General features: G+C 47.6%; 12 protein-coding genes and 2 pseudogenes. 11 read left to right on the top strand and 3 right to left on the bottom strand.

Annotated elements, in window-relative coordinates; genetic code table 11:
* Window positions 1–24: 24 nt before the first annotated feature.
* From AB4Z17_RS12255 to urtE, 6 genes and pseudogenes are all read left to right on the top strand, one after another.
* A pseudogene (locus AB4Z17_RS12255) lies at window positions 25–363 on the top strand (iron(3+)-hydroxamate-binding protein yxeB); the annotation flags it as partial.
* Window positions 364–690: 327 nt separating this feature from the next.
* Window positions 691–1,965, top strand: a complete 1,275-nt coding sequence (gene urtA, locus AB4Z17_RS12250; protein ID WP_441959996.1) for an urea ABC transporter substrate-binding protein — start codon at window positions 691–693, stop codon at window positions 1,963–1,965.
* A gap of 129 nt (window positions 1,966–2,094) precedes the next feature.
* Window positions 2,095–3,000, top strand: coding sequence for an urea ABC transporter permease subunit UrtB (gene urtB / locus AB4Z17_RS12245; RefSeq protein WP_339205875.1), 906 nt, complete (start codon window positions 2,095–2,097; stop codon window positions 2,998–3,000).
* A gap of 22 nt (window positions 3,001–3,022) precedes the next feature.
* Window positions 3,023–4,105, top strand: a complete 1,083-nt coding sequence (gene urtC, locus AB4Z17_RS12240) for an urea ABC transporter permease subunit UrtC (protein WP_441959994.1) — start codon at window positions 3,023–3,025, stop codon at window positions 4,103–4,105.
* Window positions 4,077–4,850 (top strand): urea ABC transporter ATP-binding protein UrtD, encoded by a 774-nt coding sequence (gene urtD, locus AB4Z17_RS12235; protein WP_339205878.1) that lies wholly within the window; start codon window positions 4,077–4,079, stop codon window positions 4,848–4,850. Before urtC ends, urtD begins: the two co-directional genes overlap by 29 nt.
* The gene (urtE, locus tag AB4Z17_RS12230; protein ID WP_441959993.1) at window positions 4,828–5,523 is read left to right on the top strand and encodes an urea ABC transporter ATP-binding subunit UrtE; all 696 of its coding nucleotides are present in this window, start codon (window positions 4,828–4,830) and stop codon (window positions 5,521–5,523) included. The genes urtD and urtE overlap by 23 nt, the downstream gene beginning before the upstream one ends.
* 87 nt (window positions 5,524–5,610) lie before the next feature.
* Here the strand turns inward: urtE and AB4Z17_RS12225 are convergent, their stop codons facing one another.
* Together AB4Z17_RS12225 and AB4Z17_RS12220 are read right to left on the bottom strand one after the other, a co-directional pair.
* Window positions 5,611–6,483 carry a phosphotransferase gene (locus AB4Z17_RS12225; protein WP_441959991.1) on the bottom strand — a complete coding sequence of 291 codons (873 nt, stop codon included), beginning with the start codon at window positions 6,481–6,483 and terminating at the stop codon, window positions 5,611–5,613.
* 26 nt (window positions 6,484–6,509) lie between these two features.
* Window positions 6,510–7,001 carry a hypothetical protein gene (locus tag AB4Z17_RS12220; RefSeq protein WP_441959990.1) on the bottom strand — a complete coding sequence of 164 codons (492 nt, stop codon included), beginning with the start codon at window positions 6,999–7,001 and terminating at the stop codon, window positions 6,510–6,512.
* A 155-nt stretch (window positions 7,002–7,156) separates the two neighbouring features.
* Between AB4Z17_RS12220 and AB4Z17_RS12215 the strand changes: the two genes are divergently transcribed.
* From AB4Z17_RS12215 to AB4Z17_RS12195, 5 genes and pseudogenes are all read left to right on the top strand, one after another.
* The gene (locus AB4Z17_RS12215; protein ID WP_339205884.1) at window positions 7,157–8,029 is read left to right on the top strand and encodes an SPFH domain-containing protein; all 873 of its coding nucleotides are present in this window, start codon (window positions 7,157–7,159) and stop codon (window positions 8,027–8,029) included.
* Window positions 8,030–8,041: 12 nt separating this feature from the next.
* Window positions 8,042–8,227 (top strand): hypothetical protein, encoded by a 186-nt coding sequence (locus tag AB4Z17_RS12210; protein WP_076271291.1) that lies wholly within the window; start codon window positions 8,042–8,044, stop codon window positions 8,225–8,227.
* A 343-nt stretch (window positions 8,228–8,570) separates the two neighbouring features.
* Window positions 8,571–9,113 (top strand): stage V sporulation protein T, encoded by a 543-nt coding sequence (gene spoVT, locus AB4Z17_RS12205; RefSeq protein ID WP_054025813.1) that lies wholly within the window; start codon window positions 8,571–8,573, stop codon window positions 9,111–9,113.
* Between the two features lie 127 nt (window positions 9,114–9,240).
* Complete coding sequence (locus AB4Z17_RS12200) at window positions 9,241–11,385, top strand: oligosaccharide flippase family protein (RefSeq protein WP_441959988.1); 2,145 nt, start codon at window positions 9,241–9,243, stop codon at window positions 11,383–11,385.
* A 237-nt stretch (window positions 11,386–11,622) separates the two neighbouring features.
* Window positions 11,623–12,879 (top strand): annotated as a pseudogene (locus AB4Z17_RS12195) (IS1182 family transposase); the annotation flags it as partial.
* Window positions 12,880–13,077: 198 nt separating this feature from the next.
* Here AB4Z17_RS12195 and AB4Z17_RS12190 read toward each other — a convergent pair.
* The gene (locus AB4Z17_RS12190) at window positions 13,078–15,075 is read right to left on the bottom strand and encodes an LTA synthase family protein (protein WP_441959987.1); all 1,998 of its coding nucleotides are present in this window, start codon (window positions 15,073–15,075) and stop codon (window positions 13,078–13,080) included.
* Window positions 15,076–15,135 lie beyond the last annotated feature (60 nt).

Here is a 15,135-nt window from a genome sequence, read left to right as displayed (position 1 = left end):
ACACAAATCAGTATTTGCTGCGTGAAGGCGAAAGCGGGCCGCGAGAAGCTGAAAGATGTTGTCGATGAAAATACGACAGTCGGCATTTTTGAGCTTACGGATAAAGGCGAAATATGGATGATTGGCGAAAATTCAGGCAGATCGGGACAAGCGGTGACCGTCTATGACCCGGAGAAGAAGGGGGAGGCGATTAAGCAGCTGGCTGACTTAGCGGTTTGGAAAAGCTTAGACGCCGTGAAAACAAATCAATATTTTGAAAATGATTTTAATACATTCTATCGTTATGATCCTATTGCTATAAGCGGACAAGTCGATCTAATTGTAGACATGCTTATTGCAAGAGCAGAAGAAAATAAAAAATAACATATGAATTTAAACAAGTTAACCCAACTTGAGGTATTTGCCTTAGGTTGGGTTTTTTTGCGTTAATAAATATGTCATAAAATAAACCATTCGAACATAAAAGAAGTACATCGATAAATAAGTGTCATTATACCTAACATAAATGTGAATAAAATGCCCCTAATTGACCATTTTTAAGTATAAATGTATCCCTTGAAAAAATTAGTGTTAACTATATTGACATTAACTTAATTCCCAATCTATAATAAAAGCACGAACAATGGAAGTTAATTCCACGTAAATGTTCGGAAATATAGAGACAAATATGAAGCGATGGGGAGTGGGAAGATGAAAAAGAGAATGTTTTATTCATTTGGCCTTATGTTTGTAGCTTTAACGATCGTATTGACAGGTTGTGGCGCAAACAACAACAAACCAGCATCCACGAATGGGGAAACAGATAAACCTACGAATGCTGCCAATGCTGGATCGGGAGCAGACGGGGAAATAAAAGTGGGAATATTGCACTCACAGAGCGGCACCATGGCAATTAGTGAGGTATCGGTTATCGATGCTGAAATGATGGCTATCGATGAAATTAATGCTGCAGGCGGCGTTTTAGGCAAAAAGATTGTACCTGTACTTGAAGACGGCGCTTCGGATTGGCCGACCTTCGCTGAGAAGGCACGCAAGCTTATTTCCGAAGATAAAGTGGCTACCGTATTTGGTGGATGGACTTCCGCAAGCCGGAAAGCAATGAAGCCGGTATTCGAAGAGTTAAATGGCCTGCTGTGGTATCCGGTGCAATATGAAGGTCTTGAATCCTCTCCGAATATTTTTTATACAGGCGCTACGACAAACCAACAAATCGTTCCATCTGTCTCGTGGCTGATTGAAAACCGCGGCAAGAAATTTTACTTACTCGGATCGGACTATGTATTCCCTCGTACCGCAAACCTCGTAATAAAAGAACAGTTGAAGGCTGAAGGCGGCGAACTGGTTGGAGAAGAATACACGCCGCTAGGCCATACAGATTACAGCACGCTAATCAGCAAGATCAAAGAAGCTAAACCAGATGTCGTATACAACACGCTTAACGGTGACAGCAACGTTGCGTTCTTCAAGCAATTGAAGGATGCAGGCATTACAGCTAAAGATTTGACTACTTTGTCAGTATCGGTTGCAGAAGAAGAGATCCGCGGTATTGGCGTCGATGTGCTGGAAGGCCATTTGGCGGCGTGGAACTATTATCAAACAACGGATACGCCAGCTAACAAAACATTCGTCGAAAACTACAAAAAGAAATACGGTGATGAGCGTGTAACGGCGGACCCTATCGAAGCCGGCTATACAGCGGTCTACTYGTGGGCAAAGGCGGTCGAGAAAGCAGGCTCCACGGACGTAGATAAAGTGAAGGAAGCAGCCAAAGAGCTGGAGTGGGATGCTCCAGAAGGAAAAGTAAAAATCGACGGCGCTACTCAGCATATTTATAAAACGGTTCGTATTGGCGAAGTGCAAGCGGACGGCCAATTCAAGGAGCTGTGGAACTCAGGTGAAGCGGTTAAGCCGGATCCGTATCTCAAGGGCTACGACTGGGCAGCAAGCATTCAACCAACGCAATAATCCATAAGCAAACAATGGTCTAATACACAGCAATTAATGGGGGAGTATTCGATCGCTTCGAATGCTCCCTTCTGCTTTTTTTATGACAGAGGAAGGCGACAGCCGTTTACGCTAGAGAGGAGCGGTCATATGGAAGTGTTTCTGCTGCAGCTATTTAATGGTTTAAGCATCAGCTCCATTTTATTGCTGGTTGCTTTGGGGCTTGCGATTACGTTTGGCTTGATGAAGGTCATCAATATGGCGCATGGTGAGTTAATTATGATCGGTGCGTACTCCACGTATTTGACGCAAAATGTGTTTCATGATTATTTGCCGAAATCGATGTTTGATTGGTATTTTGTATTGGCCATTCCGGTCAGCTTTATCGTTGCATTTATCATTGGTCTCATTCTCGAAATGTCGCTGATTCGCTTTCTATATGGACGGCCGCTTGATAGCTTGCTCGCCACTTGGGGTGTGGGTCTCGTGCTGCAGCAGTTAGCAAGATCTATTTTTGGGGCGCCAAACGTTGCAGTCACAAGCCCGGCATGGCTAAATGGCGGCTTGAAGATTATGGATGGAACATTGCTTCCTTACAAAAGGTTATTCATTATCGGACTCGTCATCGCTTGTTTAGTTGCTATGTATTTCTATATTTACCGCAGCCATGAAGGCAGAAGGATGCGGGCAGTGATGCAAAATCGCGATATGGCTGCATGCCTTGGCGTTTCGACAAGACGAGTGGATGCGATGACCTTCGCTATCGGCTCGGGTATTGCCGGCATTGCCGGCTGTGCGTTAACGCTGCTTGGTCCTATCGGTCCGTCACTTGGCACCTATTATATCGTTGATGCCTTTATGGTCGTCGTGCTTGGCGGAGTCGGCAAGCTGGTTGGGACGGTGCTCGGGGCAACAGGGATTGGAATGTTTAATACGTTGTTTGAGTATTGGACGAATGCTTCGCTTGGCAAGGTGCTAGTGTTTGTCTGTATAGTTGCTTTCCTCCAATGGAAGCCTATGGGACTCGTTGCCATGCGTTCGCGGTCGCTTGACTAGGGAAAAGAAAGGTGGAACGCTTATGCGCTTGCAAAAGTTTACTCCTACACGGATATGGATCTTAATTGGCTATGCGGCAGCAGCGGCAGCACTATTCTCCGCTCCGCTATTTGTAAGTGATTTTCGGCTCAATTTGTTAGCGAAATTTCTAGCCTTTGCCATAGTAGCATTAGGGCTTGATCTGATATGGGGCTACACCGGCATTTTAAGTTTAGGGCATGGCATTTTCTTTGGCTTAGGCGCCTACGCTATGGCGATGTATTTGAAGCTGGAGGCAAGCGGCGGAAGGCCGCCGGATTTTATGGGCTGGAGCGGTCTTAAGGAGCTTCCTCTTTTCTGGCAGCCATTTCAGAGCTTCTGGTTTGCGGTAGCGATGGGAATTGCCATACCTGCGCTGCTTGCGCTTGTGCTTGGTTACGTCACATTCCGCAACCGAATTCGCGGCGTTTACTTCACGATCTTAACGCAAGCACTCGTTATTATTACGACGACATTGCTCATTGGTCAGCAAGCTTTTACAGGCGGTACAAATGGGATAACAGGCTACTCCACCGTGCTTGGCTTCTCTATAGGATCTCCTGAGACGAAGCGCGTGCTTTACTATATTACCGTCTTTGCTCTCATTGTTATCTTCATCTTTTGCCGCTACGTCATCGGCAGCCGCTTCGGCAAGGTGCTTCGCGCGATTCGTGATGGCGAGAACCGGGTGCGGTTTATCGGCTACAATCCAGCAATTTATCAAATGGTCGTATTTACGATTTCGGCAGGCATTGCAGGTATAGCGGGCATGCTGTTTGTACTCCACGTCGGTATTATTTCACCATCGATGCTCGGAATTGTGCCTTCGATTGAAATGGTTCTTTGGGTAGCCATTGGCGGACGTGGAACGCTGGTTGGAGCCGCACTCGGCGCTATCCTCATGAACTGGGCTAAAAGTGAGTTCAGTACCGCTTATCCGCAGGGCTGGTTATTCTTTATGGGGCTGCTGTTTGTGGTCGTGGTCGTATTTATGCCTAAAGGTGTTGCTGGCTTAGTTGGCCAATTGAAATTACGCAAAAAAGGGAGGGAGCCGAAGCATGAAGGAGTCCGCAATCCTGCTGTGTGATGATGTGACTGTTGAGTTCGATGGCTTTAAAGCGGTTCAAGGCATGAACCTAAAGCTTGAGAAAGGGGAACTTCGTTTCCTCATTGGGCCAAATGGAGCCGGCAAAACGACAATTTTGGATGTGATTTGTGGGAAAGTAAGGCCTACGGCGGGACGTGTCACATTCGGGAAGGTAGATATAACGAAAAAGAAAGAGCATCAAATTGCTGAGCTTGGCATCGGTCGTAAATTTCAAGCTCCTTCGATATTCCCTTCGATGACGGTTGCTGAGAATTTGGAAATCGCGATGCGTCAGAAGCGTACCGTGTTCGCGACGTTGTTTGCGAAGATGGTTGAGGATGAGCGGGCTAAAATTGACGGGCAGCTCGTTATGATTGGTTTGCAGAAAAAATCGAGCTGGCGGGCAGGCGGTCTGTCGCATGGAGAGAAGCAGTGGCTCGAAATTGGCATGATGCTGCTCCAGGAGCCGGAAATATTGCTGCTCGATGAGCCGGTGGCGGGGATGACCGATAAGGAGACGGATAAAACGGGCGAGCTTCTCCACCAGATAGCCCGTATGCGGTCGATTGTAGTCGTGGAGCATGATATGGAGTTTGTTCGTAATTTTGCGAGCAAGGTCACCGTTATGCATGAAGGGAAGCTGCTAAAGGAAGGCTCGATGGATGAAATTCAACGAGATGACCGCGTGGCGGAAGTGTACTTGGGGAAAAGGCGGGATGCCGATGTTAGCCGTTCAACAGCTTGAGGCTGGTTATGGTGAAAGCATTATTTTGCGCGATGTGTCATTGAGGGTGAAGCAAGGGCAGGTAGTATGTCTGCTCGGGCGGAATGGAGTAGGCAAAACAACGCTTATGAARAGCATTATGGGGCTGCTGAAGGCGCGAGAGGGTTCTGTTTCTTACAATGGCTCGGATTTAACGAAGAAAGCGCCGGGACTGCGGGCTAAAAGCGGAATCGGCTATGTACCGCAAGGACGCGAAATATTTGCTCAGCTATCCGTTTATGAAAATTTGCTGCTTGGCCTTGAAGCTTCAAAGTCGAAAATGTCTTCTATTCCAGAAGAAGCTATTGCAAAATTCCCTGTGCTGCCGGCAATGTATACACGCCGCGGCGGCGACCTCAGCGGCGGACAGCAGCAGCAGCTCGCCTTCGCAAGGGCATTAGCCTCAAAACCTGAAGTATTGCTGCTTGATGAGCCCTGCGAGGGGATTCAGCCTTCTATCGTAGATGATATAAGGGATGTTATTCGCTCGATTAAAGCGGATGGCAAGACGGCTATTTTACTGGTGGAGCAAAGCTTGGATTTCGTGAAGAGTGTAGGAGACTACTTCTACGTGCTCGAAAAGGGGGCGATTGCGTGGGAGGGCGGCTTGGAGTCGCTGGATGATGAGGTCATACGCAAATATTTGACGGTATAAAACGAATGATAAGCAAAAAGCGCCTTTATGAGAGGCGCTTTTTGCTTTGTGTTGTTAGAGCTGTTTTTGAGATGTGGTGATAGTGGTTTATTCAATGCTTATTAAGGACTTCCAGTAACGCCATGCTTTTAAGTAATCGTCTATATCGTGAGAGTGATGCTTGAGGCAAATGCCTAAGCGGTAATAGAGCTGAATGATTACTTCTTCAGTTAACCTCTGCTGATCTGTATCTGATTGATTAAGCATAGCGAATGCAGGCATTAACGTCTCTATGCTCAAGTCATCAGGTGAGGAACAGAATGCATAAAGCAAGTCATAGAGCGGAGGTCCGATTATTGGTGAAGGATCGATAACGCCAATTAACTCGTTATGACTAAAGATGAAGTTATGAACCCCGCAGTCGCCGTGAAGCAAAAATTTCCCCTGAGATTCGCTCATCGTTGCTTTCTTTAAAAGCGACTTTACAAGGGTATGATCCTCTAATGGCAAGCGGTCGCCGATATAGCTTCGAGCGTAATCGATGTTCTCCTCCATAAATTCTCGCCAAGTATCGCGGGGATTCTCCAGCCAATCACCCCATTTCAGTGATGGTGAGCAGCTTGTGTAATGCTGAATAAGTCCGCTCGCTAAAGCCTTCAACCATTGCTCCTTAGAGCCGCCAATATAATCGGTTGAACCCTTAAGAAACGTATAAACGATATATGTTTTATCTGGAGCGGTGTAAGTAAGCTTAGGCAACATAGGTGCATCTGGATATGTTTTTTTATATTGTTCAACTAAAGAAAGTGCATCTGGCTGATCAAGCTTTAGCACATATTTGGGCGATTCATCGACTTTAATGAGGTATACAAGACCTTCCGTCGTTCCGTCCATTTGTTTATGGATTTCGGACTGTTTTTCAATGGCACCTGTATGCCGAAGATGTTCGATGATTTGCTGCACGTCGTTCTTTATTTTCATTTAAATCCCCCTGTATATGGAATGTTTTATGCTTCATCTGGTGAAGTGCTTTTATATTTCTCAGTCCAGCTTTTACGCCACTCTTGATAAGACATTCCTTGAATATCTTCTAAATTTTTGCCGTCTATAGACCAATACCCGCCGTCTGCAGTGTCTCCGGTTGGAAATGAAGTTCCTCCTATAGGCTGACCATCAGCCAAATAAACAAAAACATCTACTTTCCCTTTGCTTAGCGGATGGTTCGTTACGGTAAATTTCTGTATATGAATCGTTTTTCCAATATAATCGGAGGGGTTCACCCGCTGCAACCCCCAGTACATCATATAGGGCAATACTGATAATTTCTGTTCGGTAAGCTCGTAGCTCTCAACTTGCCCTTCTTTTGAGCTGATTCGATATCCTTTTTCTTCAAGATAGCTTTGAGAAATGGATTGCTCTGACGTTGTCTTGGTTTCTCCTGTACAACCGATCGACAAGGATAGCAGAAATAGGATTAATAAATATTTCAATGTATTCATCCCTTCTTAATCTCTTTGCTTTTTGTGACGAAGCGGCAGCTCCCTTTGTTGCAAAAAGAGGTTGGATGTAAAAAGAAATAATTGCTTATATATGTAAAAAGTGATATCATATTTATATCAAAACAATATAGAAAAAGATGAAGGAGTGGGGTTTAATGAACGAGAAGAAAGCCTGGTATGTTAGCGGATACATGGCATTGCTGTTTTCGGTAGTTGCTGCTGCTGGCGGTATTTTTCTAACGATATCGGAAGCATCCAAGGACAGCGGGTCTGGGGTAATTATCGGTGTTGGCGCTTTTTTAATTTTGCTGTCAGTTATTTGTTTATCCTCTCTTACGATCGTGCAGCCGAATGAGGCGAAGGTGGTTACTTTTTTCGGAACGTATATGGGTTCTGTTCTTGAAAGCGGCTTATGGATGGTTCTTCCGCTTACGAACAAGGTTAATATTTCACTTAAAGTACGCAATTTCAACAGCCAAACACTAAAGGTGAATGATGCGGAAGGAAATCCGGTGGAGATTGGTGCTGTTGTTGTATTTAAAGTAATGGATACGGCAAGAGCGAGCTTCGACGTTGATAATTATGAGCGTTTTGTAGAAATTCAAAGCGAGACGGCGATACGTCACATTGCCGCGCAATATCCTTACGATGTTTTCTCTTCAGACGCGGCTTCCTCACTTAGAGGCAATGCGGATGAGGTAGCGGCGGAGCTAGGCAATGAGCTGCAAAACCGTCTTGCAGTTGCCGGCGTAAAGGTGCTTGAGACTCGCTTGACTCATTTGGCGTATGCTCAGGAAATCGCTAGTGCAATGCTTCAAAGGCAGCAGGCGATTGCAATTGTAGCGGCACGTTCCAAAATTGTTGAGGGTGCAGTTGGTATGGTAGATATGGCACTGCGGCAGTTGGAGGAAAACGGGATTAGCTTGGATGCCGAACGGAGAGCGGCGATGGTGAACAATTTAATGGTGGCGATTGTATCTGATCGCGCTGCAACTCCAGTCATTAATACAGGAACTCTTTACGGCTAGAGGCTGATTATTATGGCTAAAGAAAAGAAAGCATTTCCGCTTCGTTTGGATCCCGATATCCATCGTGCTCTTGAGCAATGGGCCGCAGACGAATTCCGCAGCGTCAACGGGCACATTGAGTTTTTGCTCAGAGAAGCGCTTGGCAAGGCAGGCAGGCTCAAAAAAACGAATCAGATGGACAATAATGAAGGTAAATAATATTTAGGCAAAGGGCGGTTATCGATTCAAATCGATAACTGCCTTTTTTAATCCATAAACAATTAAAATGCATTTGCTTCTCATGCAAGCAAAAGGGAGAAATGGGGAATGCTGAAAACGAGCTCGGGGAAGCGTAAAACGAAGGCTGGACGATACGTCGACGGCCTTTTTCACAAAGAGATGGAACGTTTGGCTTGAACTGTAGTCCGTGCATAAGAAATTGGGAGCGGATGAATACTATGGTCAGATTCAAAATCTTTTGAAGGAAGTTTCTTCTTCGTTATAAACAAGCTGCAAGAATCCAGTCGATTCAAAATCCTCTAGGAAAGCGGGGCAACAAGAAATGAAAGCAACTGGAATTGTACGTCGCATCGATGATCTCGGGCGTGTCGTCATTCCGAAGGAGATCCGCCGTACACTGCGTATTCGCGAGGGAGACCCTCTAGAAATATTTGTAGATCGTGATGGCGAAGTTATTTTGAAAAAATATTCTCCTATCGGTGAGCTTGGCGACTTCGCTAAGGAATATGCGGAATCGTTATTTGAGGGAACAAATCATGTTACATTGATCACGGACCGGGATACCATAATTGCTGTAGCTGGAGCCTCCAAGAAAGAACTGCTTGATAAGCAGGTAGGCACTGTTTTGGAGAGCTGTATGGAAAATCGCAAGACGCTTGCTGAAGCAAATGGCGGTGCCTTTGAAATTGTGAAGGATACGCAGGAAACTTACAGCTCCTTCGTTATTGCGCCGATCATTGCGGGTGGCGACCCCATTGGAACAGTCGTGCTGCTTAGCAAGGATGAATCGGTAAAAATGTCTACTATGGAAACAAAAATGGCTGAGACGGCAGCGGGCTTTTTGGCAAAACAGATGGAGCAATAGTAAGAAATGTGGCTATAACAGCTTCTTTAATCGAGAAACACTCGATTGGGGAAGCTTTTTCCACGTTTACGATTGTGAGGTATAATAGATACCAATAGAAATCGTGCGATAGGCAGGAGTGAACGGGATGAACCGCAAGCCGGGGGAAAATGGGCAATCGGCGGAAATGCTGGGGCAGGCGGGTAAGCGAAAAACAAGCGTGGGAGTGGTCGAAGCACGCCAAGCTGAACTTACGGAGAGCCAAGAGCGACCTTGTGCCGGCGAACAGTCGCTAGCTAAAGCAGCGGAACCTGCAGTTGAAGGACGGGTTCAATTAGAACGAAGCTCGAAGCAGCATCTCATGAATGGAGTTGCGCTCATGGCGGGTGCGGCGCTGCTGTCAAAGCTGATTGGTGTTTTTCAAAAAATACCGCTGCAAAATCTAGCTGGGGACCGCGTGTTTGGCATTTACAACGCCGTGTATCCGTTTTATCAGCTGGCAGCTGTTCTTGCCACTGCGGGATTGCCAACGGCCGTATCGCTTCTCATTGCAGAGAGGCTTCGCAAGGGAGATGATGCAGAAGGCGTCAGGCGAACGTTATACGCTGCGCTTTTGCTGCTTGGTGTGACGGGTATTATTTCGTTTGGCTTGATGTGGGGTGGAGCGAATCAAGTAGCGGGTTGGATTGGCGATGCACAGACGGCTGGTGCAGTGCGTTCGGTCTCGTTTGCGCTGCTGCTTGCTCCATTCGTTGCTGCGTTAAGAGGATATGTGCAGGGAATCGGACAAATGGGATTGTCTGCCGCCTCACAAGTTGTTGAGCAAATGATTCGTGTAGGCGTAATGCTGCTGGTGCTTGCATTAAGCTGGTCCGCTGGATGGGCAGATGCATCTGTGGCGTCTGGTGTGATGAGCGGTTCGGCATTCGGAGCTTGCGCATCGCTTTTGCTGCTGGCTATATATTTATGGCGCAGACGCAGCGGGGAGCGGCTTAATCGGATGGCAGGGGCAATACGAGCAGAGATGAGAAAGCTTGCCGTTATTGCACTGCCTGTCGCGCTTGGCGCGGTGGTTGTTCCTGTTCTTGGCGTTGTGGATGCATTTATGGTTCCTCGCTTATTGCAGGAAGGCGGAGCTTCGGAAGCTGCGGCAATGACATTGTTTGGCGTGTACAGCCGAGCGCAGCCGCTTGTTCAGCTTGTTGTTATGGTAGCCGGAGCGGCGGCAGCGGCACTCGTACCAAGCATTGCGTTAGCACGTATGCGTGGTGCATACGGACAGCTTCGAGTGCAGCTCTCGCTTGCCGAGCGGGCGGCGTGGGCAATCGGCGCTGCAGCAGCCATCGGCTTGGCACTGCTCGCGGAACCGCTCAATATGATGCTGTATTCGGATACTCAAGGCACATTCGCCTTCGCTTTGGTTGGCTGCACTGCTCTTGCGGGCAGTGTGAATGCGGTGACGGCACCTGTGCTTCAAGGATTAGGCGCTGTACGTATTCCAGCTATTCTGTTGCTGGTTGCAGCGCTGCTTAAAGGCGTAATTAACGCTGTGCTTGTACCCACTTATGGCATTGAAGGCGCAGCCATCGCAGGTGTCGCTGCGCTAAGCGTGGCGGCTTTGCTTGGGATTATTGCAGTGCGGTATGCAGCGTCGGGTTCTGGAGCGGCGCTAGCTGGCGGACGAGCGGGAGTGGATGGGCGTGTGAAGCCGGGCGAGCGGGTGGTTGGTGAGAAGGTAGTGCGAGAGCGGGTGCTGGGGGAAGAGCAGGGACGAGGGCAAGGGCAGGAGCGAATGCTGAAGGAAGAGCAGGGCCGAGTGCGAGAGATGGGGCAGGGGCTAGTGCAAGGGCGAGAGTGGTGGAGAGAGCAAGAGCAAGAGCAAGGGCAGGAGCGAATGCTGAAGGAAGAGCAGATCCGAGTGCGAGAGATGGGGCAGGGGCGAGTGCAAGAGCAGGAGCAGGAGCTGGAGCGAATGCAAGGGAGAGAAGATGGACGCCAGCCGTCGCATGGGCGTGCGGCGGCGGGCACGGTCTTTGCGCTCGCGGTCATGGCCGCGGCGCTTGTTATCGCCGAGCGAGCGCTGAGCGCAGCGCTTGGCGGGCTGCCGCCTAGGGCGGCAGCAGCTGCGCTTGCGCTGACGTGCGTTGCCGTCGGCGCTTGCGCCTTTGGCGCCGCAGCTTTGCGCGGCGGCGCTATCAGCGCGCGCGAATTGCGCGCGTTGCCGGGCGGCGCGGTGCTGGCCGCCCGTTTGCAGCGCTGGCGGCTTATTCCGCCAGCGAAAGATGAGCGCTAGCGCCGCAATTTGGCGGCGGTGAGCGCTTGTAAAGCAAGTGTTTTTCATGGAGTAATATGAAAAACACCAACTGTCTGATCTGCACAGGTTATCTCGTGTAGATTATTAGGGGGGTGTCCCAAAAGCCATAGGCTTTAGAGGCACCCTCTTCAAAGTTTTGAAATCTGTAAAAAACAAAGAAACCAACCTTTGGTAAAATGGAGGTACCACCCAACCATCTTCGAAAGGAAGGTCTCTATGTACATTCAATATACCATGGACCAACTTACCCTGCCAATGGATTTAGCTGAAGATATTCCCGAAAATCACCTCGTTCGTGTCGTGAACACTGCCGTGAACCGTTTGAGTGATCGCATTTTTTCAGCCGCCTATCCAGGTKGCGGTCGAGACAGTTATCATCCCAAAATGTTAACAAAAGTCATTATCTATGCCTACACCCAACGCATCTACTCCTCCCGTCAAATCGCTAAGGCAGTCCGTGAAAACATCATGTTTATRTGGATTGCAGGCCGGCAACGACCAGATTTCCGTACYATTAATCGCTTTCGCTCCGAGCGAATGAAGTCCGTACTCGAAACGGTATTCACCGCTGTTCTACAGTTTCTGGCTGAGGAGAAGTATGTAAAGCTTGAGCATTACTTTGTCGATGGAACAAAGATCGAAGCGAATGCCAACCGCTACACGTTTGTCTGGGGCAAAGCGGTGGTGAAACACAAGGCTAAGCTGCAAGAGAAAGTGAAGACGTTGTTCGCAACTATTGAGGAAACCGAAAAACAAGAAGAACGGGAGCACAGCAATCAGGATTTAAGTGAGCTTGGAGAAGCTGCTGAAATGACAAGCGAAAAACTAGAAACCGCCGTCAAAAAGCTCGAGGAAAGACTRCAAGAAAAGCCGAAGGATAAGCCGCTTAAGAAAGCCGTTCGTGCCCTTCGAAAAGACTTGTTGCCTCGTCTTCAAAAATACGAAAACCAGCAAACCATACTTGGAGATCGAAATAGCTATAGCAAGACCGACAAAGACGCCACGTTCATGCGAATGAAAGAAGACCATATGCGCAACGGCCAGCTAAAGCCTGGCTACAATGTACAGATTGGAACAGAAAATCAATTCATTATCGGTTACAGTCTTCACCAACGCCCGACGGATACCCGATGCTTGAAACCACATTTAGAGAAAKTAAAAGCCTCACTTGGGAAGCTCCCCAGAACGATCATCGCAGATGCTGGCTATGGCGGAGAAGAAAATTACGCTTACTTAGAGAAGGAACAGCTTGAGGCGCTAGTTAAATACAGCACGTACCATAAGGAAAAATCGAAGAAATGGCAAACGGACATCAGTAAGCTCGACAATATGCGATACGATGAGGAAGAAGATACATGGACATGCGCGAATGGACAGAAGCTTGTCTTTCGCTACGAAAGTAAAAGTGTAACGGAGAGTGGCTATGAAATCCGACAACGTCATTACCGCAGCATGGGCTGTGAAGGATGTCCGGGCTTTCGCTTGCCCACAATCTGATGAAGCAAGCAACCATAGACCAAAAGAAAAAAATAGCCGTACAGGAATAGACCACCCTGTACGGCTATTTTTCATATTTTGCAATATTTCTGTTCAAAGCGAGCTATCCCTTCAGTGAGCTTAACGCTTTTGGGACAGCCCCTTTGCTTTTTGATAGCTTACCAAGCTGCTACGTTAACGACCAGCTGTCTCAAGCCCATTGCTGCTGCGAGCTTCTGTAGCGGTTTGCTCCTTAAAGTCAGCGATAAGATCGTTCATGACGATTTGATCCGACATGTTCAGCTCGGTGCGCGAGTCTTCAAAGGCGCTTATGCAGCCGCTGACTGGTATGGATGCATTGTCTTGGATGTTCCAGCATGCGCCGTTCTCAGCAATGCCATCTGCTGAAGGCATAAAGTAGAGGGTACCATCAGTGAAGGCACCGTTTCTTTGCACGACCTTCTTGCCAAGGAGAGGATTCTCCATAAGCAGAGGCATGCCAATTAAATATTGATCAGCCGTCGAGATGCCGAGCAGATGCATGATCGTAGGCGTTACATCCAGCTGACCGCCTACATTCGTATACGTTCCTGCATGCTCGTTCTTTGGCAAATGAATGAGCAATGGTACCTGCTTCACAATCATTTGACGCTCTAAATCATTCAGCGGCTTGCCAAGGAAAGTCTCAAACAACGACCAGTCATTAATTGAGTTGTCGTGATCCCCGTACATGACGAGAATCGTGTGATCCCAGAGTCCTTCTGCTTTCATTCGATCAACCAGCTCACCGAGCGCGGCGTCTACATAATGAATGGATTGCAAATAATCCCCCATTAATGTACCATCCAGCTCGCCAAGGTTAAGCTTTTGCTCCTCTTCCGGCATCGTGAACGGATAATGGCTGGAGAGTGTGATCAGAAAGGAGTAAAAGGGCTRTTTCTGATCGGCAATGACGTCAAAGGATTGTCGGAAGAAAGACTTGTCTCCGAGAGCCCAGCCGATTTTTTCATCTAGTTGAAAATGCTTTAAGCTGTAAAACTGATCATATTGCATGTTTTTGTACATCGTATTTCGGTTCCAAAAACCACCCTCATAAGAGTGGAAGACGGATGTCCCATAATCGTTTGCTTTTAAGGTGCTGGACATACAATCGAATTCGTTTGGTGCATATTGGATGAAAACCGAGCCGTTCGTGACGGGCTGCATGGAGCAGTTTGCCATGAAATCGGCATCCGAGGTTCTGCCTTGAGCGGTTTGTTGATAAAACTGACTGAAATAGGCGCTCTGCTCGATTAAATCGTTTAAATTCGGGGTAATTTCTTGACCCCCCATTGATTTGTTAACCATAAAGTTTTGGAAAGCTTCGAGCTGAAGCATAATGACATTGCTGCCTTTGTATGCGCCAAATAAAGCATCCTGCTCGAGCGATTTCCGCTGGTCGCCGCGTTCTTGAATCCAGTTTTTCGCACCAGAATACTGCTCAGCGGTAACCGTCTCCGCATCCAGCCAGTGTTGTTTGACATACCGATACACATCATAGCCATGAAAACCAAGCGCGCCCGTCATGTTGTAAATGGACAGATTCCACCAATTGCCGACCAAAATACCTTGTCCCCACGTACGCTTCGCTTCATTTACGTTTGTGAAAACAAGCGATGTTCCGATGCCAAAAATCACAGCGCTTAGAACGATGCGGACGATTGCCTTTTGCATGCCAGCAGGCTTGCGACGATACTCATTCGCTTGACGAAGATCACTCCGCCCTCGCCATAATGCGTAAATCGCAAAGGGAATGATAATAATCCAATCAAGGAACAAAATAAAATCCGTCGCTCGAAGAAGTGTGCCGATACTCTCGCCTAAGGAGTCCACTTGACTGAACTGAAGCAATACGGGAACGGAGATCAGATCTTGAAAGTAGCGATAATAAATAATATCGGCATACAAAACAAAGGATGCGATCACATTCAACACGATAAGTGCAACGATCCGTCCGCGTGCGGGCAGCCATATAGTCCAGAAGCTGAACAATAAAATGGCTCCGAGCTCGATAAGGGCATCTTTATCGGTCATTTTCATTTTTGGTACGTCAAGAATAGCATTGAATAGATAAACCTTCGCCATCATCACAGCCACAAATAAAAGCAAGTCTACAGCCTTCAGCCGCTCGAGCCCTATCAGAATCTTGCTCATCAAGCGGCGTAAAGCCGAGTGGTTATTATATAACATCTATAAAATATCCTTCCTCTTTCG

The organism is Paenibacillus sp. TAF43_2 (assembly GCF_052113545.1).
Lineage (GTDB): Bacteria > Bacillota > Bacilli > Paenibacillales > Paenibacillaceae > Pristimantibacillus.
Note: the sequence above shows the minus strand (reverse complement) of the source record. Positions and strands in the feature narration are given on the sequence as shown.

Coding starts and splice junctions, on each gene's coding strand:
- urtB (WP_339205875.1), top strand. CDS start 2,095: ATGGAAGTGTTTCTGCTGCAGCTATTTAATGGTTTAAGCATCAGCTCC.
- urtC (WP_441959994.1), top strand. CDS start 3,023: ATGCGCTTGCAAAAGTTTACTCCTACACGGATATGGATCTTAATTGGC.
- urtD (WP_339205878.1), top strand. CDS start 4,077: ATGAAGGAGTCCGCAATCCTGCTGTGTGATGATGTGACTGTTGAGTTC.
- AB4Z17_RS12225 (WP_441959991.1), bottom strand. CDS start 6,483: ATGAAAATAAAGAACGACGTGCAGCAAATCATCGAACATCTTCGGCAT.
- AB4Z17_RS12220 (WP_441959990.1), bottom strand. CDS start 7,001: ATGAATACATTGAAATATTTATTAATCCTATTTCTGCTATCCTTGTCG.
- AB4Z17_RS12215 (WP_339205884.1), top strand. CDS start 7,157: ATGAACGAGAAGAAAGCCTGGTATGTTAGCGGATACATGGCATTGCTG.
- AB4Z17_RS12210 (WP_076271291.1), top strand. CDS start 8,042: ATGGCTAAAGAAAAGAAAGCATTTCCGCTTCGTTTGGATCCCGATATC.
- spoVT (WP_054025813.1), top strand. CDS start 8,571: ATGAAAGCAACTGGAATTGTACGTCGCATCGATGATCTCGGGCGTGTC.
- AB4Z17_RS12200 (WP_441959988.1), top strand. CDS start 9,241: ATGAACCGCAAGCCGGGGGAAAATGGGCAATCGGCGGAAATGCTGGGG.